15 protein-coding genes are annotated in these 18,935 nt (G+C 73.0%); 11 read left to right on the forward strand and 4 right to left on the reverse strand.

What is annotated here, in order from left to right; genetic code table 11:
- The first annotated feature begins 121 nt into the window (after positions 1-121).
- Positions 122-1,801, forward strand: a complete 1,680-nt coding sequence (locus ACN260_RS27020) for a DNA repair helicase XPB (RefSeq protein WP_422753647.1) — start codon at positions 122-124, stop codon at positions 1,799-1,801.
- Positions 1,802-2,001: 200 nt separating this feature from the next.
- Entirely contained in the window at positions 2,002-2,298 is a 297-nt protein-coding gene (locus ACN260_RS27025) for a hypothetical protein (RefSeq protein ID WP_422753648.1), read from the forward strand.
- A gap of 536 nt (positions 2,299-2,834) precedes the next feature.
- On the opposite strand, the gene ACN260_RS27030 is transcribed toward ACN260_RS27025, so the two are convergent.
- The gene (locus ACN260_RS27030; RefSeq protein ID WP_422753649.1) at positions 2,835-3,590 is read right to left on the reverse strand and encodes a TIGR03089 family protein; all 756 of its coding nucleotides are present in this window, start codon (positions 3,588-3,590) and stop codon (positions 2,835-2,837) included.
- 242 nt (positions 3,591-3,832) lie between these two features.
- Between ACN260_RS27030 and ACN260_RS27035 the strand changes: the two genes are divergently transcribed.
- The 3 genes from ACN260_RS27035 to ACN260_RS27045 all read left to right on the forward strand — a co-directional run bounded on the left by ACN260_RS27035 (position 3,833) and on the right by ACN260_RS27045 (position 7,108).
- Positions 3,833-4,096, forward strand: coding sequence for a hypothetical protein (locus ACN260_RS27035; protein WP_422753650.1), 264 nt, complete (start codon positions 3,833-3,835; stop codon positions 4,094-4,096).
- A 191-nt stretch (positions 4,097-4,287) separates the two neighbouring features.
- A complete protein-coding gene (locus ACN260_RS27040) occupies positions 4,288-4,569 on the forward strand; it encodes an SCO0607 family lipoprotein (protein WP_422753651.1) in 282 nt (93 codons plus the stop codon).
- Positions 4,570-4,762: 193 nt separating this feature from the next.
- A complete protein-coding gene (locus tag ACN260_RS27045) occupies positions 4,763-7,108 on the forward strand; it encodes an esterase-like activity of phytase family protein (RefSeq protein ID WP_422753652.1) in 2,346 nt (781 codons plus the stop codon).
- A gap of 70 nt (positions 7,109-7,178) precedes the next feature.
- Here the strand turns inward: ACN260_RS27045 and ligD (ACN260_RS27050) are convergent, their stop codons facing one another.
- Together ligD (ACN260_RS27050) and ligD (ACN260_RS27055) are read right to left on the reverse strand one after the other, a co-directional pair.
- Entirely contained in the window at positions 7,179-8,090 is a 912-nt protein-coding gene (gene ligD / locus ACN260_RS27050) for a non-homologous end-joining DNA ligase (protein ID WP_422753653.1), read from the reverse strand.
- A complete protein-coding gene (ligD, locus tag ACN260_RS27055) occupies positions 8,083-9,021 on the reverse strand; it encodes a non-homologous end-joining DNA ligase (RefSeq protein WP_422753654.1) in 939 nt (312 codons plus the stop codon). The genes ligD (ACN260_RS27050) and ligD (ACN260_RS27055) overlap by 8 nt, the downstream gene beginning before the upstream one ends.
- A gap of 86 nt (positions 9,022-9,107) precedes the next feature.
- Here ligD (ACN260_RS27055) and ACN260_RS27060 point away from each other — a divergent pair, with 86 nt between their 5' ends.
- Positions 9,108-10,115, forward strand: a complete 1,008-nt coding sequence (locus tag ACN260_RS27060; RefSeq protein WP_422753655.1) for a Ku protein — start codon at positions 9,108-9,110, stop codon at positions 10,113-10,115.
- Positions 10,116-10,179: 64 nt separating this feature from the next.
- Here the strand turns inward: ACN260_RS27060 and ACN260_RS27065 are convergent, their stop codons facing one another.
- Complete coding sequence (locus ACN260_RS27065; protein ID WP_422753656.1) at positions 10,180-10,572, reverse strand: PPOX class F420-dependent oxidoreductase; 393 nt, start codon at positions 10,570-10,572, stop codon at positions 10,180-10,182.
- Positions 10,573-10,761: 189 nt separating this feature from the next.
- Here ACN260_RS27065 and ACN260_RS27070 point away from each other — a divergent pair, with 189 nt between their 5' ends.
- The 5 genes from ACN260_RS27070 (at position 10,762) to ACN260_RS27090 (ending at position 18,930) form a co-directional block, all read left to right on the forward strand.
- Positions 10,762-11,409 carry an FKBP-type peptidyl-prolyl cis-trans isomerase gene (locus ACN260_RS27070; RefSeq protein ID WP_422753657.1) on the forward strand — a complete coding sequence of 216 codons (648 nt, stop codon included), beginning with the start codon at positions 10,762-10,764 and terminating at the stop codon, positions 11,407-11,409.
- A 140-nt stretch (positions 11,410-11,549) separates the two neighbouring features.
- The gene (locus ACN260_RS27075; RefSeq protein WP_422756841.1) at positions 11,550-12,374 is read left to right on the forward strand and encodes an SCO6745 family protein; all 825 of its coding nucleotides are present in this window, start codon (positions 11,550-11,552) and stop codon (positions 12,372-12,374) included.
- 318 nt (positions 12,375-12,692) lie between these two features.
- A complete protein-coding gene (locus tag ACN260_RS27080) occupies positions 12,693-14,480 on the forward strand; it encodes a hypothetical protein (RefSeq protein ID WP_422753658.1) in 1,788 nt (595 codons plus the stop codon).
- Positions 14,477-17,959 (forward strand): AMP-binding protein, encoded by a 3,483-nt coding sequence (locus ACN260_RS27085; protein WP_422753659.1) that lies wholly within the window; start codon positions 14,477-14,479, stop codon positions 17,957-17,959. The genes ACN260_RS27080 and ACN260_RS27085 overlap by 4 nt, the downstream gene beginning before the upstream one ends.
- The gene (locus tag ACN260_RS27090; protein WP_422753660.1) at positions 17,956-18,930 is read left to right on the forward strand and encodes a hypothetical protein; all 975 of its coding nucleotides are present in this window, start codon (positions 17,956-17,958) and stop codon (positions 18,928-18,930) included. The genes ACN260_RS27085 and ACN260_RS27090 overlap by 4 nt, the downstream gene beginning before the upstream one ends.
- Positions 18,931-18,935 lie beyond the last annotated feature (5 nt).

Here is an 18,935-nt window from a genome sequence, read left to right on the forward strand (position 1 = left end):
AAACGTTGCACCCATTGCGAAGATTTTCTGGCAGTCTCCCACCCCCGTGCAACACTGGATGGTCGACCTGCGGCGGGATTCGCCGTCGGTCGGGGCATCCGGCCGAGGAGGGGGACCTGGCGTGAGCGGTGGACCACTGATCGTGCAGTCCGACAAGACGCTGCTGCTGGAGATCGACCACCCGGACGCGCAGTCCTGTCGGATGGCCATCGCGCCCTTCGCCGAGCTGGAGCGTTCCCCGGAGCACGTGCACACCTACCGGCTCACCCCGCTGGGGCTGTGGAACGCCCGCGCCGCCGGGCACGACGCCGAGGCCGTGGTCGACGCGCTGCTGAAGTTCTCCCGCTACCCGGTGCCGCACGCCCTGCTGGTGGACGTGGCCGACACGATGGACCGGTACGGCCGGCTCCAGCTCGCCAACGACCCGGCCCACGGCCTGGTGCTGCGGGGACTGGACCGGATGGTGCTGATCGAGGTCGCCAAGAGCAGGAAGCTCGCCGGGATGCTCGGTGACAAGATCGACGACGACACGATCCGGGTGCACCCGTCCGAGCGGGGTCGGTTGAAGCAGGCGCTGCTCAAGCTGGGCTGGCCGGCGGAGGACCTGGCCGGGTACGTCGACGGCGAGGCGCACCCGATCGAGCTGACCGAGGCCGGCAAGGACGGCGGCAAACCGTGGACGCTGCGGTCGTACCAGCGGGAGGCGGTGGAGGCGTTCTGGGCCGGCGGGTCCGGGGTGGTGGTGCTGCCCTGCGGGGCGGGCAAGACCATGGTCGGCGCGGCGGCGATGGCCGAGGCGAAGGCGACCACGCTGATCCTGGTCACCAACACGGTCGCGGGCCGGCAGTGGAAGCGGGAGCTGATCGCCCGCACCTCGCTCACCGAGGACGAGATCGGGGAGTACTCGGGCGAGCGCAAGGAGATCCGTCCGGTCACCATCGCCACGTACCAGGTGCTCACCTCGCGGCGCGGCGGCGCGTTCACCCACCTGGACCTGTTCGGCGCCCGCGACTGGGGTCTGGTCGTCTACGACGAGGTGCACCTGCTGCCCGCGCCGATCTTCCGGTTCACCGCCGACCTCCAGGCCCGCCGCCGGCTGGGCCTGACCGCCACCCTGGTCCGCGAGGACGGCCGGGAGGGTGACGTGTTCAGCCTGATCGGCCCCAAGCGGTACGACGCGCCGTGGAAGGACATCGAGTCACAGGGCTGGATCGCTCCGGCCGAGTGCACCGAGGTCCGGGTCACCCTGACCGACACGGAGCGGATGTCGTACGCGACGGCGGAGGCCGAGGAGCGTTACCGGATGGCGGCGACCGCCCGGACGAAGCTGCCGGTGGTTCGCGCCCTCGTGCAGCGGCACCCCGACGACCAGGTGCTGGTGATCGGGGCGTACATCGACCAGTTGCACCAGCTCGGGGAGTATCTGGACGCGCCGATCATCCAGGGTTCCACCACCAACAAGGAGCGCGAGCGGCTGTTCGACGCGTTCCGCTCGGGTGAGCTGCGCACGCTGGTCATCTCGAAGGTCGGCAACTTCTCCATCGACCTGCCCGAGGCGGCGGTGGCGATCCAGGTGTCCGGCACGTTCGGCTCCCGGCAGGAGGAGGCGCAGCGGTTGGGCCGGGTGCTCCGCCCGAAGGCCGACGGTCGGCAGGCGCACTTCTACACGGTGGTCTCCCGGGACACCATCGACACCGAGTACGCGGCCCACCGGCAGCGCTTCCTCGCCGAGCAGGGGTACGCGTACACGATCGTCGACGCCGACGACGTCCTCGGCCCGAAGCTGCCCACGGTCGACTGACCCGGCTCCGGCCTCGCTGCTCCGGCCCGGCCGGTGTCTTCGGGTCTGCGGGTGTGGATGGTCGCTGCGTGTCCTTTCGAGCTGATGACGTCGACGACTCAGTGGACGGCCCCGCCGCCCCGCCCGACCGGCAGCCACGCCCCCCGGCAGGTACGGTGTCCACAGTGGACAGTGACACCGACACGTCGAAGGGATTCCGAGTGAAACGCCGAAATCTGCACGCCCTGGCGGTCGCGCTCGTCGTCGCCCCGGTCACCGTCGTGGCCGCCACGCCGGCCTCGGCCAGCGACGCGCCCGGCTTCGTCTGCAACCTCACGCAGAACACCTGGCTGCGCACGGCACCGCACGGCCAGGTCCTGCGCACCCTGACCGCCGGTCGCGGCTTCCGCTGGCACGGCCAGGGCTGGTCCGAGGACAACGACACCTGGATCTACGGCCACGGCGCCGAGGACCCGTCCCTGGACGGCTGGGTCCCCGCCGGCAACACCACCTGCTGACCCACCCGCCGGGTCACCCTCGTCATGATCATCTCGGAAGGCGAGGTAGCGGTATCGGATCTGCTTCGACACCTCCACCTCGCCTTCCCCGATTTGATCACAGGGCGGAAGGCTCAGTTCCGGGGTAGGAGGCCGATCTCCTCGATCCAGGCCACGATGGCCGCGCCGAAGGCAGCGAATCGTGCGCCACCTGCTCCGCCGGCACCGCGCCCCACCAGCACAGACCCACCACATGATCGGATTGCCGAAAGGGAGACGACACGCCGGGGAAAGTGCTTCTTATCGCGATCCGATCTTGACGCCCCTGACAGTTCCGCCCCGGGCGGGCGGAGCGCGGAGCAGTCGGAGCGCCCGTCCCCGCCGCACCCCTGGCAGATCCGCGAGCGGTGCTTCAACCATCGTCGGCGTGGCGTAGACCCTGCCGAGATCCGCGCCTTTCTGCACCGGATCGAAGTAGGCGCAAATCTCTTGATCACCGGGGCGCGCAGGAGCGGAGGGCGCAACGCCGACGCGGGGCGGAGGCGGGGCGGGCAGAGTCAGAGCACGTGGGTGACGTGTTCGGTGGAGATGCGGGCAGCCAACCCGGCGGGGTCGAGGTTGGCACAGATGACTGTGGACGCGCCGACAGCCAGGGGGGCGAGCAGCCACTTCACCGGTTGTTCGTGTTCGGCGGCGTCGACCAGCAGGCGGTCGCCGGGGCGCAGGTCGAGCTGTGCGGCGACCTCCTTCGCCAGGCGTCCCCAGTTGGCGTAGCTCGTACCGTCGGGGGTGGCCGGTGCGGCCGGGTGGACGGCGGCGTGGTCGGGTGGGGTGTCGGCGTGCCGGAGCACCTCGGCAGACCAGTCGAGCCAGCCCACCGGCACGTCGGCCAGCGACCCGGGGCCGGTGCCCACCAGGTAGCGGTGCACCCCTTCGGGCACGTCCTCCAGCCAGTCGTCGAGACGCTCCGGAGTGACGAACACCGCGTCGTACGGCCGGTCGCCGCCCGGTTCGAGGACCGGCAACCCGGCGGTGGCACGCGGTCGGAACGACACCGCCATCCCCACCGACCAGGCCCCGAGCAACACCGCAGCGGTACGCCAGTGCGGCGGCAGCAGCACCGCGACCCGGCTGCCCGGTCCCAGCCCGCACCCGTCGCGCAACAGCCCGGCGGTGCGCGCCGCCCAGCCGCCGAGCTGGCCGGCGGTCAATGCGGTCCGCTCGCCTGTCGCGTCGTCGTGGTAGGTCAGCAGCGGCCGTTCGACCTGCCCAGGCGCATCGATCGGCGGGGTGACGGCGAGCGGGGCAGCCATCGGGCCTCCTGTCCGGACGGATCGCCTCACCCTACCGGGCCCACCCGCCACCGAACGGCCCGGCGACGGCCGCCACCAGAGCCGGGTCGCCGGGTTGGTGAACAGTTCCGCCCCCGGCGTACAGCGACGGGGAGACCCCCCGACACCGACCGTTCCGGGCTGCCCGAATGGCGGACCACCGATCGGTGGACGTAGATCTATGATCGTCGGGCAGGCTCCTCACCACTCCGGAAGGACTCGCCATGCCACAGCCGTTCCGCCGCAGGCTCACCCGCCTCGCGGTGGTCGCCACCGCCGCCGCAGCCGTCAGCTTCACGGTCCAGCCGGCCCCGGCCGCCGCCGTGCCATTCGATTGGAACGGCGCTTTCGCCACCTACGACGAGTGTGAAGCCTCCCGCCAGGATGTCATCAGCATGGGTGGCGAGGTCCTCGGCGGCTGCGTCTACCGCACCCTGCCCGACACCCAGTACAACGGCTGGTACTTCCGGGCCTGGCAGCCCGGCTAGGACCACCGGGCGAGCGGTTCAGGTCGCGGCAGCGGCGAACCCGAGGAACCGTGCCCGCGTGAATCGTCCCCGCGTGCGAGGGAGCAGGACCGGACCGACAGGGACGCCCCTCGCACGCGCGGGATCTCCGACCCCCGGAGTTGAGTACGCGTGCGCATGACAGCGGCGCCCGCCGCCACGAGACTCGACCCATGCGTACGCGGATCATGATCGTTCTTGCCGGTGTGGGCCTGGGCGGCCTGCTGTTGACCAGCGGCTGCGGCTACCGGGAGAGCATCTGCAGCGATGGCGAGTACCCGGCGATCGCGGTGGGCGGGCAGGGCGGCAGCGCCTGCTTCCCCGACGGCCAGGAGCCGACCGCGCCGTACGTCCGGTATCCGCAGGGCAAGGTCCCGCAGCACGTCGACGACGAGTGGGACGTCTACTGGCGTGACCACGGCATCGACGCGAACGGTGCCATCATCGAGCGCTGACCGGATCGGCCGTCGTCGTGCGGTGACCGGCCCGGGCCGCCCGACCACCCCTTCGACCAGGGAAGAGGAACCGAAACGACGAGGCCGGCGAGCCAGCTCACCGCCGGCCCGTCGCCGGCCGTTAACCCGCTGGTCGGCCGGCGCTCGGTCACGCCTGCCAGCCTCCGTCCGAATCGAAACGTTCGGAGGAGCAGTGACAGCGAGAAGAGTGTTCGCCTCGACGGTGGCGGCCGGCCTGGCGCTGGCCACCCTGACCGCCCCGGGCGGTGCGGTCGCCGCCCCGGACCACCCCGCCCCGGGCGGTACGGCGGCCGGCCGGGGATACCCGGACCGGAAGCTCAACTTCGACCGCACCGCCACCTACCCGGTGTTCCAGAACCGGCCCGCCGGCGAGGACCCGACCACCGCCACGGTCGCCGAGATCTCCGCGGTCAGCCCGAACGGCCGTACCCTGGTCTACACCGACGCGGCGGCCCGGCGGATCGGCTTCCTCGACATCGGGCGGCCGGATCAGCCGCGCGGCCTCGGCACCCTCTCCCTGGCGCAGCTCGGCGACGCCGAGGACGAGCCGACCTCGGTGGCGGTCGTCGGCCGCTACGTGCTGGTCGTGGTGAACACCAGCGCCAGCTACACCGCCCCCTCCGGCCGCCTCGACGTGATCGAACTGGCCACCCGCCAGCGGGTCCGCAGCATCGACCTCGGCGGGCAGCCCGACTCGGTCGCGATCAGCCACGACGAGCGGTACGCGGCGATCGCCATCGAGAACGAGCGGGACGAGGACGCCACCCCGCCCGGTCGCAAGAAGGGCGACCTGCCGCAGGTGCCCGCCGGTTTCGTCCAGCTTCTCGACCTCGACGGCAAGGCCACGCCGCAGCGGTGGAAGCTGCGTACCGTGCCGTTGACCGCGCCCGACGGCGGGGCGCTGCCGGTGCTGGCCGCCGCCGGGATCACCGAGCCCACCGACCCGGAACCCGAGTACGTCTCGATCAACGGGCGTAACCAGCTCGCGGTGACCCTCCAGGAGAACAACGGGGTCGTGCTGGTGGACCTGCCGACCGGCCGGATCACCAGTGCCTTCAGCGCCGGCACCGCCTCGGTCGACGGCATCGACACCGTCAAGGACGGCCGGATCGACCTGACCGGATCGATCACCGACGTCCCCCGCGAGCCCGACGCGGTGGCCTGGATCAACGACCGCTACCTGGCCACCGCCAACGAGGGCGACTGGCAGGGTGGCACCCGCGGCTGGTCGGTCTTCGACAGCCGGACCGGGCAGGTGGCCTGGGACGCCGGCAACACGTTCGAACGGCTGGCCGTCCGCCACGGGCTGCACAACAACGACCGGGCCGCCAAGAAGGGCACCGAGCCGGAGGGCGTGGCGATCGCCGAGTACCACGGCGTGCGGTACGCGTTCGTCGGCTCGGAACGGAGCAACTTCGTCGCCGTCTACGACCTCACCCGGCCCACCGCCCCGGTGCTGCGCCAGGTGCTGCCCACCACCAACGGCCCGGAGGGGCTGCTCCCCATCCCCTCCCGTGACCTGCTCGCGGTATCCAGCGAGACCGACGACGCCTCGGTGGGCGTCCGCGCCTCGGTGTCGCTCTACCGGCTCGGTGAGCAGAAGCCGGCCTTCCCGGGCATCGTCTCGGCCGACGACGCGCAGGGCGCGCCAATCGGCTGGGGGGCGCTGGGCGCGCTGTCCGCCGTACCGGGCCGGCCGCAGCAGCTCCACACCGTCACCGACGCCGCGTACACGCCGACCCGGCTCCTGACCGTCGACACCCGACGCTCGCCGGCCGTGATCACCGACGCGACCACCGTGACCGACGCCGCAGGCACCCCCGTCGGGTACGACGCGGAGGGGATCTTCGCCCGACCGCAGGGCGGCTTCTGGCTGGCCGTCGAGGGGGCGAAGGGCAGCGAGAACCGGCTGGTCCGGTTGAACGGCGACGGGCGCACCGAGCAGGTCGTGCCGCTGCCGGCCCAGGTCGCCGCCGGGCTGGGCAAGCAGGGCTTCGAGGGGGTCACCGCGAGCACCGACCGGCACGGCCGGGAGATCGTCTGGGCGGTGCTCCAGCGGGAGGTCGCCACCGACCCGACCGGTGTCGTCCGGATCGGCCGGTACGACGTGACCGCCGACAGCTGGAGCTGGTTCGGCTACCGGCTGGAGGGCACCACCGTCCCCGGGGACTGGATCGGGCTCTCCGAGATCACCGTGGTCGGTGACCGGCTCGCCGTGATCGAGCGGGACAAGCTCAACGGCCCGGCCGCCGCCGTCAAGCGGATCTACACCGTGCCGCTGCCGACCGGCCCGGCCGCCGCCGGCCCGCTGACCGTGCTGCCCAAGACGCTCGCCGTCGACGTGCTGCCGGCGCTGCGGGCCACCAACGGCTGGACCCAGGAGAAGCTGGAGGGGCTGACCATCGGCGGCGACGGCCAGGTGTACGCGATCACCGACAACGACGGCGTGCTCGACGCCACGGGCGAGACGGTGCTGCTGCGCCTCGGCACGTACCGGAAGGTCTTCGGGGGCCGCTGACCCGACGCCCCGGCCGACCCGCCACAGCACCCGGGTCGGCCGGGGCGGCCGCGCGGTGACAGGACGCGGCTCACGCCGTCGGCAGCGTCGGACCGCCGTCGAGCAGCGCGGCGAGCAGGTCGCCGGACTTCTCCACCCGCCGCAGCACCTCCCCGGCGGTGTACGGCTTCGCCGAAGGCCGCTTCCCGGCCGCCCCCGCCTCGACCTCGTCCCAGGTCAGCGGGGTCGACACCGCCGGGGTCGACTGCGCCCGCAGCGAGTACGGCGCGACAGTCGTCTTCGCCGCGTTGTTCTGGCTCCAGTCGATGAAGACCTTCCCCGGCCGCAGGTTCTTCGCCATCCTCGACACGACCAGCTTCGGGTGTTCCCGTTCGAGCTCCTGGGCGATCCGCTTCGCGTAGTCGGAGACGAGATCGGCGTCCTGGGTGGCGCTGACCGGGCAGCAGAGCTGCATGCCCTTCTTACCGGAGGTCTTCGGGTACGCCGTCACCCCGTCGCGGGCGAGCCGGTCGCGCAGCAGAACCGCCACCCGGCAGCACTGCCGCAGGCTGGCCGGCGGCCCCGGGTCGAGGTCGACCACCATCAGGTCCGGGTGGGTGCCGATCCGCCACTGCGGGGTGTGCAGTTCGAGGGCGGCGAGGTTGGCCAGCCAGACCAGGGTGGGCAGGTCGTCGGCGACCACGTAGTCGATGGTCTCCCGACCCCTGCTCGACCCGGGCACCGGCAGCGTCTCGGTGCGCACCCAGGCGGGGGTGGCGGCGGGGGCGTTCTTCTCGAAGAACGAGCCGCCGGTGACGCCGTTGGGGAACCTGATCCGGGTCAGCGCCCGGTCGGCCAGGTGCGGCAGCAGCACCGGGGCGATCCGGGTGTAGTAGTCGATCACCTCGCCCTTGGTGAAGCCGGCCTCCGGATAGAGCACCTTGTCCAGGTTGGACAGCTCCACCGTCCGGCCGTCGACCTCCACCTTCACCCGCTCAGGCATCCTCCACCTCCCCGGGTGGCTTGTCGGGGCGCAGCCGCAGCACCCGGGGGAAGCGCAGCCGCCCGTCCGGGGTGCGCTGGCCGTACCTGACCTCCACCACGATCCGGGGGGTCACCCAGATCGCGCCCCGGGCGTCCTCGCGCGGCACGTCCCCGGCGAACGGCGACCCGTCGACGCGCAGCGGTTCGAGTTCGCGCAGCAGTTCCCGTTCCAGGGCCGCGCCGATCCCACCACCGACCCGCCCCCGGTAGGTGAGCCGCCCGTCCGGGCCGGGTACCCCGACCAGCAGCCCACCGACCCTCCGCGCGCCGGGCCGCCAGCCGCCGATCACGAAGTCGGCTGTCACCTCCAGTTTGACCTTGACCCAGTCCGGCGAACGCACCCCGGGCCGGTAGACCGAGTCGGCCCGCTTGGCCAGCACCCCCTCCAGGCCGTGTTCCCCGGCCGCCTGGTAGGTCGCCGCGCCGTCGGTGAAGCAGGGGGGCACCGTCCACCGGGCCGCGCCGAGCCCCAGGCCGTCGAGCGCCGCCCGCCGCTCGTGGTACGGCCACCCGGTGAGATCCTCACCCCGCAACCGCAACAGGTCGAAGATCATGTACGTGACCGGGAGGGTCGCCGCCAGCCGGGCCGCCTTCGCCCGGTCCCGCACGTGCATCCGCTCGGCGAGGGCGGTGAACGACGGCTGCCCGGCCGGGTCGAAGAGGACCACCTCCCCGTCGAGCAGCGCGTCGTCGACCTGCTCGGCCAGCGTCACCAACTCCGGGTAAGCGGCGGTGATCTCCACGCCGGAGCGGGCGAACAGGTGCGGGTGGCCACCGGCCAGGTCGGCGAGCGCGCGCACCCCGTCCCACTTGAACTCGTACGCCCAGCCGGCACCCACCGGGAGCGGCCCGGTCGTCGCGAGCATCGGCTTCAACGGCGCGCCGGGCACCTGTCCGACTGTAGTTGCGCACGGAAGCACGTGCGGGGGCTTCGATCGTTTGCGATCCTGGTCGGGGCGGTGAGAGGAGCAGCGGCATGCGGGCGATCTGGAAGGGAGCCGTGTCGTTCGGGCTGGTCTCGATCGGAGTGAAGCTCTACTCGGCCACCGAGGAGAAGGACATCCGGTTCCACCAGGTGCACCGCGACGACGGCGGCCGGATCCGCTACAAGCGCACCTGCTCGGTCTGCGGCGAGGAGGTCAGCTACGACGACATCGCCAAGGGCTACGACCTGGGCGGCGGCGAAATGGTGATCCTCACCGACGCCGACTTCGCCGACCTGCCGCTGACCAGTTCCCGGGCGATCGACGTGCTGGAGTTCGTCCCCGCCGAGCAGGTCGACCCGATCCTCTACAACAAGGCGTACTTCCTGGAGCCGGAGGGGACCGCCACCAAGCCGTACGTGCTGCTGCGTGACGCGCTGGCCGACTCGGAGCGGGTGGCGATCGTCAAGGTGGCGCTGCGCCAGCGGGAGCAGTTGGCCACCCTGCGGGTCCGCGACGGGGTGCTGCTGCTCAACACGATGCTCTGGCCCGACGAGGTGCGTACCCCCGACTTCGGCTTCCTCGACGAGGACCTGAAGGTCCGCCCGCCGGAGTTGGCGATGGCCGCCTCCCTGATCGACTCGATGGCCGGCGAGTTCCAGCCGGACGCCTTCACCGACGACTACCGGGCGGCCTTGCAGGAGGTCATCGACGCCAAGGTGGAGGGCCGCGAGGTGGTCCAGCCGGCGGAGGAGGAGGCCGCGCCGGCCGCCGCGGTGGACCTGATGGCGGCGCTGAAGGCGTCCGTGGAACGGGCCCGGGTGGCCCGGGGCGAGACGCCCTCCGGCGGGGCCGGTGAGCCGACGCCGATCTCGTCGGCCCGGTCGGCCAAGCAGGCGGCGAAGAAGACCGCCGGCAGGACCACCGCGAAGAAGACCACGGAGAAGAAGACGGAGCCGGCGAAGAAGACCGCCGCGAAGAAGACCACGGAGAAGAAGGCCACCAAGACCCCGGCCAAGAAGACCGCCGCGAAGAAGGCCGCCCCGCGGCGCAGCGCCTGAGCGGCGGACCCGCCCGACGCCCCGGCGCGACGGTGGGCCGTCCCGCCGGAGGGTCGTGCGTCGGTCAGCCCCGGCCGAGTTTCTCGGTGGGGGTGATCCGGACGATCACCCGCTCCTCGTCGGGCCGCCGGAACGGGTAGGTGTCCTGCCCGAGGTACTTCTTCGCCAGCCGGTCGATGTGCGCGTCGGCGCCCTCGGTGACGAACTCGGCGGTGCCCTTCACCCAGAGGGTACGGAAGTCGTCGGCCCGGTCGACCACGGAGACCGCGACCACCGGGTTGCGGGCGATGTTGTGGTACTTCTGCCGTCCCTTGGCGGTGTTGAACAGGATGTGCTCGCCGTCGACGTCCACCCAGACCGGGGTGACGTGCGGGGTGCCGTCCGCCTCGATGGTCGCCACGTGGGCGAGCTGCGGCTCGGCGAGCAGGGCCTTGTCGTCGTCGGTGAGGATCGCCATGGTCGAGAACCTACCGCCGGACGGCCCCCGCCACCCGGGAAGACGGGCACGAACCGGGAGGCCCGGCCCGTTCACTGGACACGACGGGCGGGCGACGGCCCACCCTCGGCATCGATCCGGGTACCGTGTGCGCTGGCCACGGAACCGGTCGCCGGGCCGGCCACCCCACACCAGCAGGGAGTCGAGGACGTGAGCGAGCGTACGGAGAACCGTTCGGCGGGCCAGGGTCAGGCCCCGGAGACGAAGGCACAGCGGCGACTCGCCGCCCAGTTGGCGGCCCAGAAGGCCGCCGAGAAGCGCAAGCGCCGGCAGGCGTGGCTGGGTGCCGTCGCCGGCGTGGCCGTCATCGCGGTGATCGTCGGGGTGTTCGTGGTGGTCCGCGACGGCGAGAAGGACGACCCGAAGCCGGCGGCGGCTCCGGCCGGCTGCGCGGGTGACTTCCCCAAGCTGCCCGAGGGTGCCGACCAGGCGCTGTGCACCAAGCCGCAGGCCGGCAAGGGCGAGGGTGAGCTGACCGGGCTCAAGGCCACCCCGCTGATCCGGGGCACCGGCCCGGCCGCCCAGGCCGGTCAGCAGATCACCGTGAACTACGTGGGTGTGTCGTACAAGACCGGTGAGGAGTTCGACGCCTCCTGGAAGCGGTCCGAGCCGTTCACCTTCGGCCTCGGCCAGGGCAACGTCATCCCCGGTTGGGACCAGGGCATGCAGGGTCAGACCGTGGGCAGCCGGGTCCAGCTCGACATCCCCGCCGACCTGGCGTACGGCGACAAGCCGCAGCGTCCCGGCGCGCCCGCCGGCCCGCTGCGGTTCATCGTCGACGTGCTGGCGGTGCAGTAGCCCACACGGGTCTTCCGGCCGGCACCTACCGGCAGTAGGTTCGGGGTCACCGTGGGCGGCCGGTCCGCGCCACGGTGACCCCCACCGACCCGGAGGTGCGCGTGCCGCCGCTGGACGACCCCGGGCGCACCGCCCGGTCGATGTGGACGCACGTCGAACCCGTGCACGCGATCACCTACTTCCATCCCCGGGCCCGCGCCGCCACCGAGGCGATCGGGCTGCGCGGCTACTGGCGGGGTTACTTCGCGGGCCGGGCCGCCCCGCTGGGGGCGGTCGACGCCGCCCCGGTGACCGCCGTCTTCTTCACCTTCGCCCCGCCGATGGTGGGCCGGGCGCTGCCGGCGGTGTGGCAGCTCGCCGCCCCCGGGGAGGCGTTGCGCGCCCGGCTCACCGGGGCCGTGCAGGCGCTCGCCGAACTCACCTACGAGCTTCCCGAGGCGCACCTGGCCGAGGCGGCCGAACTGCTGGAGGTCGCGGCGGTCGGGGCGGACACCGCCGGCCGGGTGCTCGGCGCGGCGAACGCCGCCCTGCCGCGCGGGGACTACCCGCTGGCCCGGCTCTGGCAGGCGGCCACCACGCTACGCGAGCACCGTGGTGACGGGCACGTGGCGGCCCTGGTCGCCGCCGGTCTCGACCCGGTCGAGACGTTGGCGTTCCGGGTCGCGCTGGACCGGCCGGAGGAGCACCTGCTCGGCCGGGGCTGGACCGGGGACGAGTGGGCGCAGGCGCGGGCCCGGCTGGTCGACCGGGGGTGGCTGACCGACGACGGCGCGCCCACCGAGGCGGGGCGGGCCGGCCTACGCGCCGTGGAGGACGCGACGGACCGGGCCGCCGCCCGCCCGTGGCTGGCCCTCGGCCCCGACGGCACGGAACGGCTGCGTGAGCTGCTGGTCCCGGTCGCCCGCGCCTGCCACACGGTCATCCCCCCGGACAGCCCGATCGGGCTCCCCGCACTCGCCTCCTGAGCACACCCCGGCCCGGGTCGCCCGGGGTGTCGGACCACGGTGCCGTACCGGGCAATCACGTCGTAACAGGTCGTCGGTGGTCGACACATGTTGTTGACACATGTTTCATCGTCGGCAAGACTTCGTGATCGGGAGCGCTCCCACACCGGGGTGGAGTGTCGTCTCCTTCTCGCCGTGGCACTGCCACGGGAGCCTTCCACCCTCCAGGTCGGCTGCCGGCCGCCGCATGCCCTGTCGTCACTGCGCGGCGGTGGCCGTCGTCGTACGAGCCTCATCGTGCGAACGCCGCAGCCTGCCCTGGTCGAGAAAGGCGGGACCGTGCGACGTACGAAATTCGACCAGTGGAGCCAGGAACTGCGCGACGTGCGCGACCCTGTCGAACTGTTCGACGGCAGCGCCCAGACGGCCGTGCTGCGTCTGCTCACCATGGCCGGCAAGGTGCCCTTCCGGTCCGCCTTCGACGGCCTGACCCTGCGTGAGCAGGCGATCGTCCGGCACCTGCTCGGCCGGCAGCACCTCCGGCTGACCGCGCCGGGCACCGACGCCACCACCGCCCGGTTCGTGCTGGCCCACTCGGCGCTGGGCAAGCTGACCATCCACGAACCGGCGCGCGGCGACCTGCCGGCCGAGGAGGTGGTGGCCGAACTCGCCCTGCCCGGGTGGATGGTCGAGATGATCGACGAGGAGTGGCTGCCGGCCCAGGTCGAGGAGGAGCACCAGCGCCGCGAACTCGACCAGATGCTGCACACCTGGCACGCCGAAGGCAGCCTGCCGGAACGGCTGGAGGAGGTCATCGACTGGGTCGAGCGGGTCGAGACCGTCCTGATCTTCATCGAACGCCGGGTGTTCTCCCGCTCCGACTCCGGCTCCAGCACGCTCATCCGCGACGGCGTGCTGCCCGCGTTGCGGGACCGTCCACCGGCCGACTGGAGCCCGGAGGAGCGGCTCTTCGTCGCGTCCATCCAGTTGCTGTTCCGCACCGGCCGGGCGGTCCGGTTCGAGGAGTTCAACGGCCGCCAGCTCAACGCGGTCAGCCTCCGCAAGGTGCTGACCGGCCGCTGCGCGACGTACCTGCGCGCGCTCGACGGGCAGGCCACCCGGGAGCTGAGCACCGCGACCCTGACCGAGTTGGCCACGCTCGCCGGTGAGCTGGTCGAACTCGTCGACGGCAGCGGTCACATCCGCTACCGGCGGATCAACGGGCTGACCTACGCCAAGGACGAATACCTGCTGCCCTGGGACGAGGAGCAGCGCAGTCAGGCCGAGCTGCCGCCGACCCTGCGGACGTCCGCCGGCGTCCGGCCCGAGCCGGTCGACGGCGAGGACGCCGCCTCCTGGGTGCGCCGCGCCACCACCGCCGCCCTGCGCAGCGTGCACGCGGGCGGCGACGAGCGTGAGCTGACCGGCATCCTGGAGGGCATCGTCCTGGGCGCGGTCGTCGACAGTCACGCCGACTACGGCATGTCCAGCGGCATCCGCGACCTGTCCCGCCTCGACGGCCCCGCCGGGCGGTACGACGAGGAGGTGGCGGGGCTGAAGAAGCCCGACTTCTTCTGCTGCGTGCTGCCCAGCCCTCAGATGGCCGCCGACCTGCCCGCCCCCGCCGTCACCGACATCCTGTGGCAGGTCGCGCAGCGGATGATGTACAACCGCTGGCACTTCGTGCCCGGCAACTTCGACCGGGTCGAGGTGCCCCGCCAGCGGCACTACTTCTTCCCACCGCTGGTACCCGACATCGCCGAGTGGGGCGACCTGCGCCACGGCGGGCACAGCACCTCCCGCGTCCGCTACACCCTGCGCGCCCCCGGGGCGGCGATGTGGAAGCAGCCGTTCACGGTCGGTGGCCGGCAGTACCGGGGGGCGTTCGACATCCGGCTGGTCCGCATGGACGGTCCGCCGTTCACCCTGGCCGAGCTGCGCACCGCCTGCCGGTACTCGGCGCTGGTGGACGTGTTCTGGCGCGAGATCGCCGGCTACGCCGACGCGCACGACGGCTGGGCCCCGACGATCACCGCGTTCAGCGGCGACTGGTACACCAAGGAAGCCTGGCGGGAGCCCGTCGAGCGGCTCGACGCGGCACCGCAGGCGGTCGGAGGGCTCGCGTGAGCGTCGACCCGCAGCAGGTCGTCGTCAACGGCGAGGACCAGTACTCCCTGTGGCCGGCGGACCGGCCGCTGCCGGGCGGCTGGACGACGGTGTTCACCGGGCCCGTCGAGGCGTGCCTGGAGCACGTCGCGGCACACTGGACCGACCTGCGGCCGGCTTCGCTGCGTACCGCCGGGGAGGCCGGCACCGGCGCTGCCATCCGGCCGGCACCGGCCACGGTGGACCCCGCGTCGTCGGTCGCCACCGGCCCCCGCCGACCGTTCGGCGACACCCCGCTGCACGTCCTCGTCGACCGGGCGCTGGCGGCCGACCCGGAGCGCGTCGCGGTGCGCTGCGCCGGGGTCGCGGTCACCGCCGGGGAGCTGCGGGCCCGGGTCCGGCACGCCGCCCGGGTGCTGCGGGGCCACGGCGCCGGGCCGGAGACGCCGGTCGCGGTGCTGCTCCCCCGCTCGGTGGACGCGGTGGTGGCGATCCTCGCGGTGCTGGCGGCCGGGTCGGCGTACCTGCCGCTGTCGGTGCACGACCCGGCGGACCGGCGGGCCCGGATCCTCGCCGACGCGGGCGATCCGGTGCTGCTGACCGGCCCGGAGCACCGGGGCCTCGTGGACGCCGGCTACCCGTCGACCGTGCTCGACGTGACCGACCTGCCGGAGCCGGTGGGTGACGACGGTGACGGCGGCTGCCGGATCGAGAACCTGGCGTTCATCATGTACACCTCCGGCACCAGCGGCGCCCCCAAGGGGGTGCTCGGCACCCACCGGCAGCTCGTCAACTACGTGCACTGGTGCGCCGGGGAGTTCGCGTTCCAGCCCGGGGAGCGGGCGGTGCTGCACGCCCCGCTGTACTTCGTCGGGTCGGTGATGACGCTGTTCACGGCGCTGGTCGCGGACTGGGAGCTGGAGGTCGCGCCCGAGCCGGTCGCGTTCGACGACCTGATCGCGTTGACCGCCGCCGCCCCGTGCGGGTTCCTGAAGCTCACCCCGTCGCACGTGCGGGCGATGACCGCGCTCGGTGGCGTCGACGACGTCGCCCGCCAGGTGATGATCGGCAGCGAGCCGCTCTACCTGACCCCCGAGTTCGACGCGTGGATCAGCGGCAGCCCCAAGTCGGGCTTCGGCAACCACTACGGCATGAGCGAGACCGTCGGCGCGACCTGGTACTGGATCGGCGCGAACCGGACGGTCGGGCGGCGGCTGCCGGTCGGTGCCCCCATCCCCAACGCCGAGGTGCACATTCTCGACGAGCAGGGCCGGCCCGCGCCGCCGGGGCAGACCGGCGAAATCTGCCTCGGCGGGGCGGTGATCGGCCGGGGCTACCACGGCCAGCCGGTGCTGACCGCCCAGCGGTGGATCCCGCACCCGGATGGCGACGGGCGGCGGCTGCTGCGCACCGGGGACCTGGGCCGGCTGGACCCGGACGGGGTGCTGGACGTGCTCGGCCGCGCCGACCGGCAGGTGAAGATCCGGGGCCAGCGCGTCGAACCGCCCGCCGTCGAGGACGCGCTGCGCCGCTGCCCCGGCGTCGCCGAGGCGGTGGTGATCGCCGAACCCGACGGCCACGACCTGCACCTGGTCGCCTACCTGCGGTCCGAGGACGAGCCCCGGCCGACCGAGGCGCAGTTGCGCGCCCACGCCGCAGCTCTGCTGCCGGAGGCGTCCGTCCCGAGCCGGTTCCTGTACGTGGCGCAGTACCCGCTCACCCCGAACGGCAAGGTCGACACCCGCCGGCTGCCCACCACGCCGACGGTACGGCCCGCGCTGAGCACCGCGTACGTCCCGCCCTCGGGTGACCTGGAGACGGCGGTGGCCGGGGTGGTCGGCGCGGTGCTGCGGGTGGACCGGCTCGGTGTCGACGACGACTTCTTCGAACTCGGCGGCGACTCCATGCAGGTGGTCGAGGTCGTCACCCGGCTGGACGAGGAGCTGGGCCTGCCGGTGGGCATCGCCGATCTGTTCGACAGGCGCACGGTGCGCGCCCTGGCCGCCGGGATGCCCGACCACCAACTGCCGGCCCCCGTGGCCACGGCGACGCCCGCCGGGGAACAGCCGGACCGGTCCCCGCACGCGGACACCGGCCGGCCGGCGGTCGGGGACACGGCGGTGCTGGCCCGGTTCTCCGGCGCGCCCACCGGTTCCGCGTCGCTGACCTGGGGACAGACGGCCATGTACCGGCCGATGAAGTGGTTCGGTGAGGCCAGCCGGGACTTCAACATCCGGCGGGTGCTGCGGCTGGCCGCCCCGGTCACCACCGAACGGGTCACCACGGCCTGGTCGGAGCTGGTGCTGCGGCACCAGGTGCTGCGCACCCTGATGACCGAGGACGCCGACGGGCCCCGCCAGCACCTGCTCGCCGACGGGTCTTACGCGCCGCTGGTGCGGGACACCACCGCCGCCGACCTGCCGGAGGTGGCGGACGCCGCCGCCGCCGAACTGGCCGGCACCGCGTTCCGGCTGGACCGGGAGTGGCCGGTCCGGTGGGCGTTGCTGCGCGTCGACGGCCAGGTCGAGGCCGTGGCGGTGGCCGCCTCGCACGTGTCGCTGGACGGCTGGTCGCTGGAGCTGCTGCTGGCGGAGCTGCGCACCCTGATCGAGGGCGAGCGGACCCTGCCCGCACCGGGTTGGCAGCCGCTGGACCAGGCGGGCTACGAGGCGTCGCCGGCCGGGCAGCGCCGGGCCGACCGGTCCCTGGCGTACTGGCGGGAGCGGCTGCCCCTGGTGCCGCAGCGGATCTTCGACGGGCCGGAGCAGGACGCCGGCCGGCTGCCGGTCGTCACCTGGCGGATGGAGTCCGCCGCCGTGGCGGCGGCGGCCGGCGCGCTGGCCGAGCGGACGGGTGCGTCGTCGTCCACCGTGGTGCTGACCGCCGCGCTGCTGGTCCAGGCGGCGTTGACCGGACGGGACCGGGCCGTGGTGAAGCTGATCGCCGGCAACCGGAACACCCCCCGCCAACGGCAACTGGCCACCGGTATAGCCCAGAACGCGCTGCTGGTCTTCGAGATCGGCGACGGTGACGTCGACGACGCCGTGCGGCGCTGCTACCGCGACTCGACGGAGTCCTACTTCCACGCCACCTACCCGCCGGACGCCCTGGACGAGCTGATCGCGGCCGAGGGCGCGCAGGCCGACCTGTCGGTGTACTTCAACGACGCCCGGCTGGGCCGCGACTTCGACGTCCCGGCGCAACCGCCCGACCGGGCCACGCTGACCGCCCTGGCCGCGCACACCACCGTGCGGCAGGTCACCGCCGTGGCCCGCCACGACATGACCTTCTTCCTGGCCATGCCCTACCTGGCCGGTGGCTGCGCGCTGCAGTTGCTGGCCGACACCCGGCGGGTGCCCGCCCCCGTCTGCGAACGGGTGCTGCGGGGCGTCGAGACGCTGCTGTGCGAGGCCGCGCTGCGCCCGGTGGCCCTGCGGGACGTCGCCGCGCTGCTCGACCTCGGCAGCACCCGCCCCTCCGACCACCGGGAGTCCCGATGACCGACCCCTATCCGCTGCTGCGCCGGCTGGCCGCCACAGGCGACGACGCGCTCACCACCGTCGCGCTGCCGCCCGACGGCCGCTACCAGGTCGTCACCACCACCGTCGACGAGGTGACCGCCCGGATCGTGGCCACCCTGCGGGACGGGTTCGCCGGTCGCAGCCCGGACGACTACCCGCTGCTGGTGCTCGGCTGGGGACGCTGCCGGGTCGGTTCGACCGCCGTGACCAACCTGTTCGGCATGGCGCGGGCGGCGGCCTACTACCAGCCGGTGAAGACCATCGGCCGGTTCGCGCTGACCGGTGGCGAGGGTTCGCCGTGGAAGCTGCCCGACGGCGAGCCGGTGCTGTTCGCCAAGGAGATGGCCGGGCCGTACGTGCCGTTCGAGGCGCTGTTCAACCCGGCCCGCTGCCTCGTCGAGGCCGGCTGGCCGGTCGACCGGCTGCGCCTGCTGGTGCTGGACCGGCAGCCGCGCGCCTCGCTCGACTCGTGGATGGCCAAGTGGGAGGGCAGGATCGGGCGGGAGCGGGTGGTGGAGAACTTCGTGCTCAGCACGCTCAACTACGCGCGGATGCGCGCCTGGGCCGCCGCCGAGGGGCTGTCGGTGACGCACTTCCCGTACGAGTGCAGCCGCGCCCCGCAGGAGACGGTGTCCCGGTTGTTCGACCGCCTCGGCATCGGCCACCTGTACCAGCCGGAGATGCTCACCGGGTGGGGTGCGGCCGGCGACCTCAACTCCGACCAGTCCAAGATCCACAATCCGGTGGAGCCGGAGCCCTACGTCGTACCCGGGCTGCACGGCAACGCCGACGAGTACCGCTTCCGGCCCCGGTCGGTGACGGTGCTGACCGACGCGGAGCTGGCCGTGGCCGACAGCGCCGAGGTGGTGGAGTCCTACCAGGTGTCGGTGCGGTCCTGCGCGCAGGAGCTGGACCTGCCCGCACCCCTGCGGGACGAGATCTTCGGCTGACCGCG

The organism is Micromonospora sp. WMMD708 (assembly GCF_049315245.1).
Classification (GTDB): Bacteria; Actinomycetota; Actinomycetes; order Mycobacteriales; family Micromonosporaceae; genus Micromonospora; species Micromonospora wenchangensis.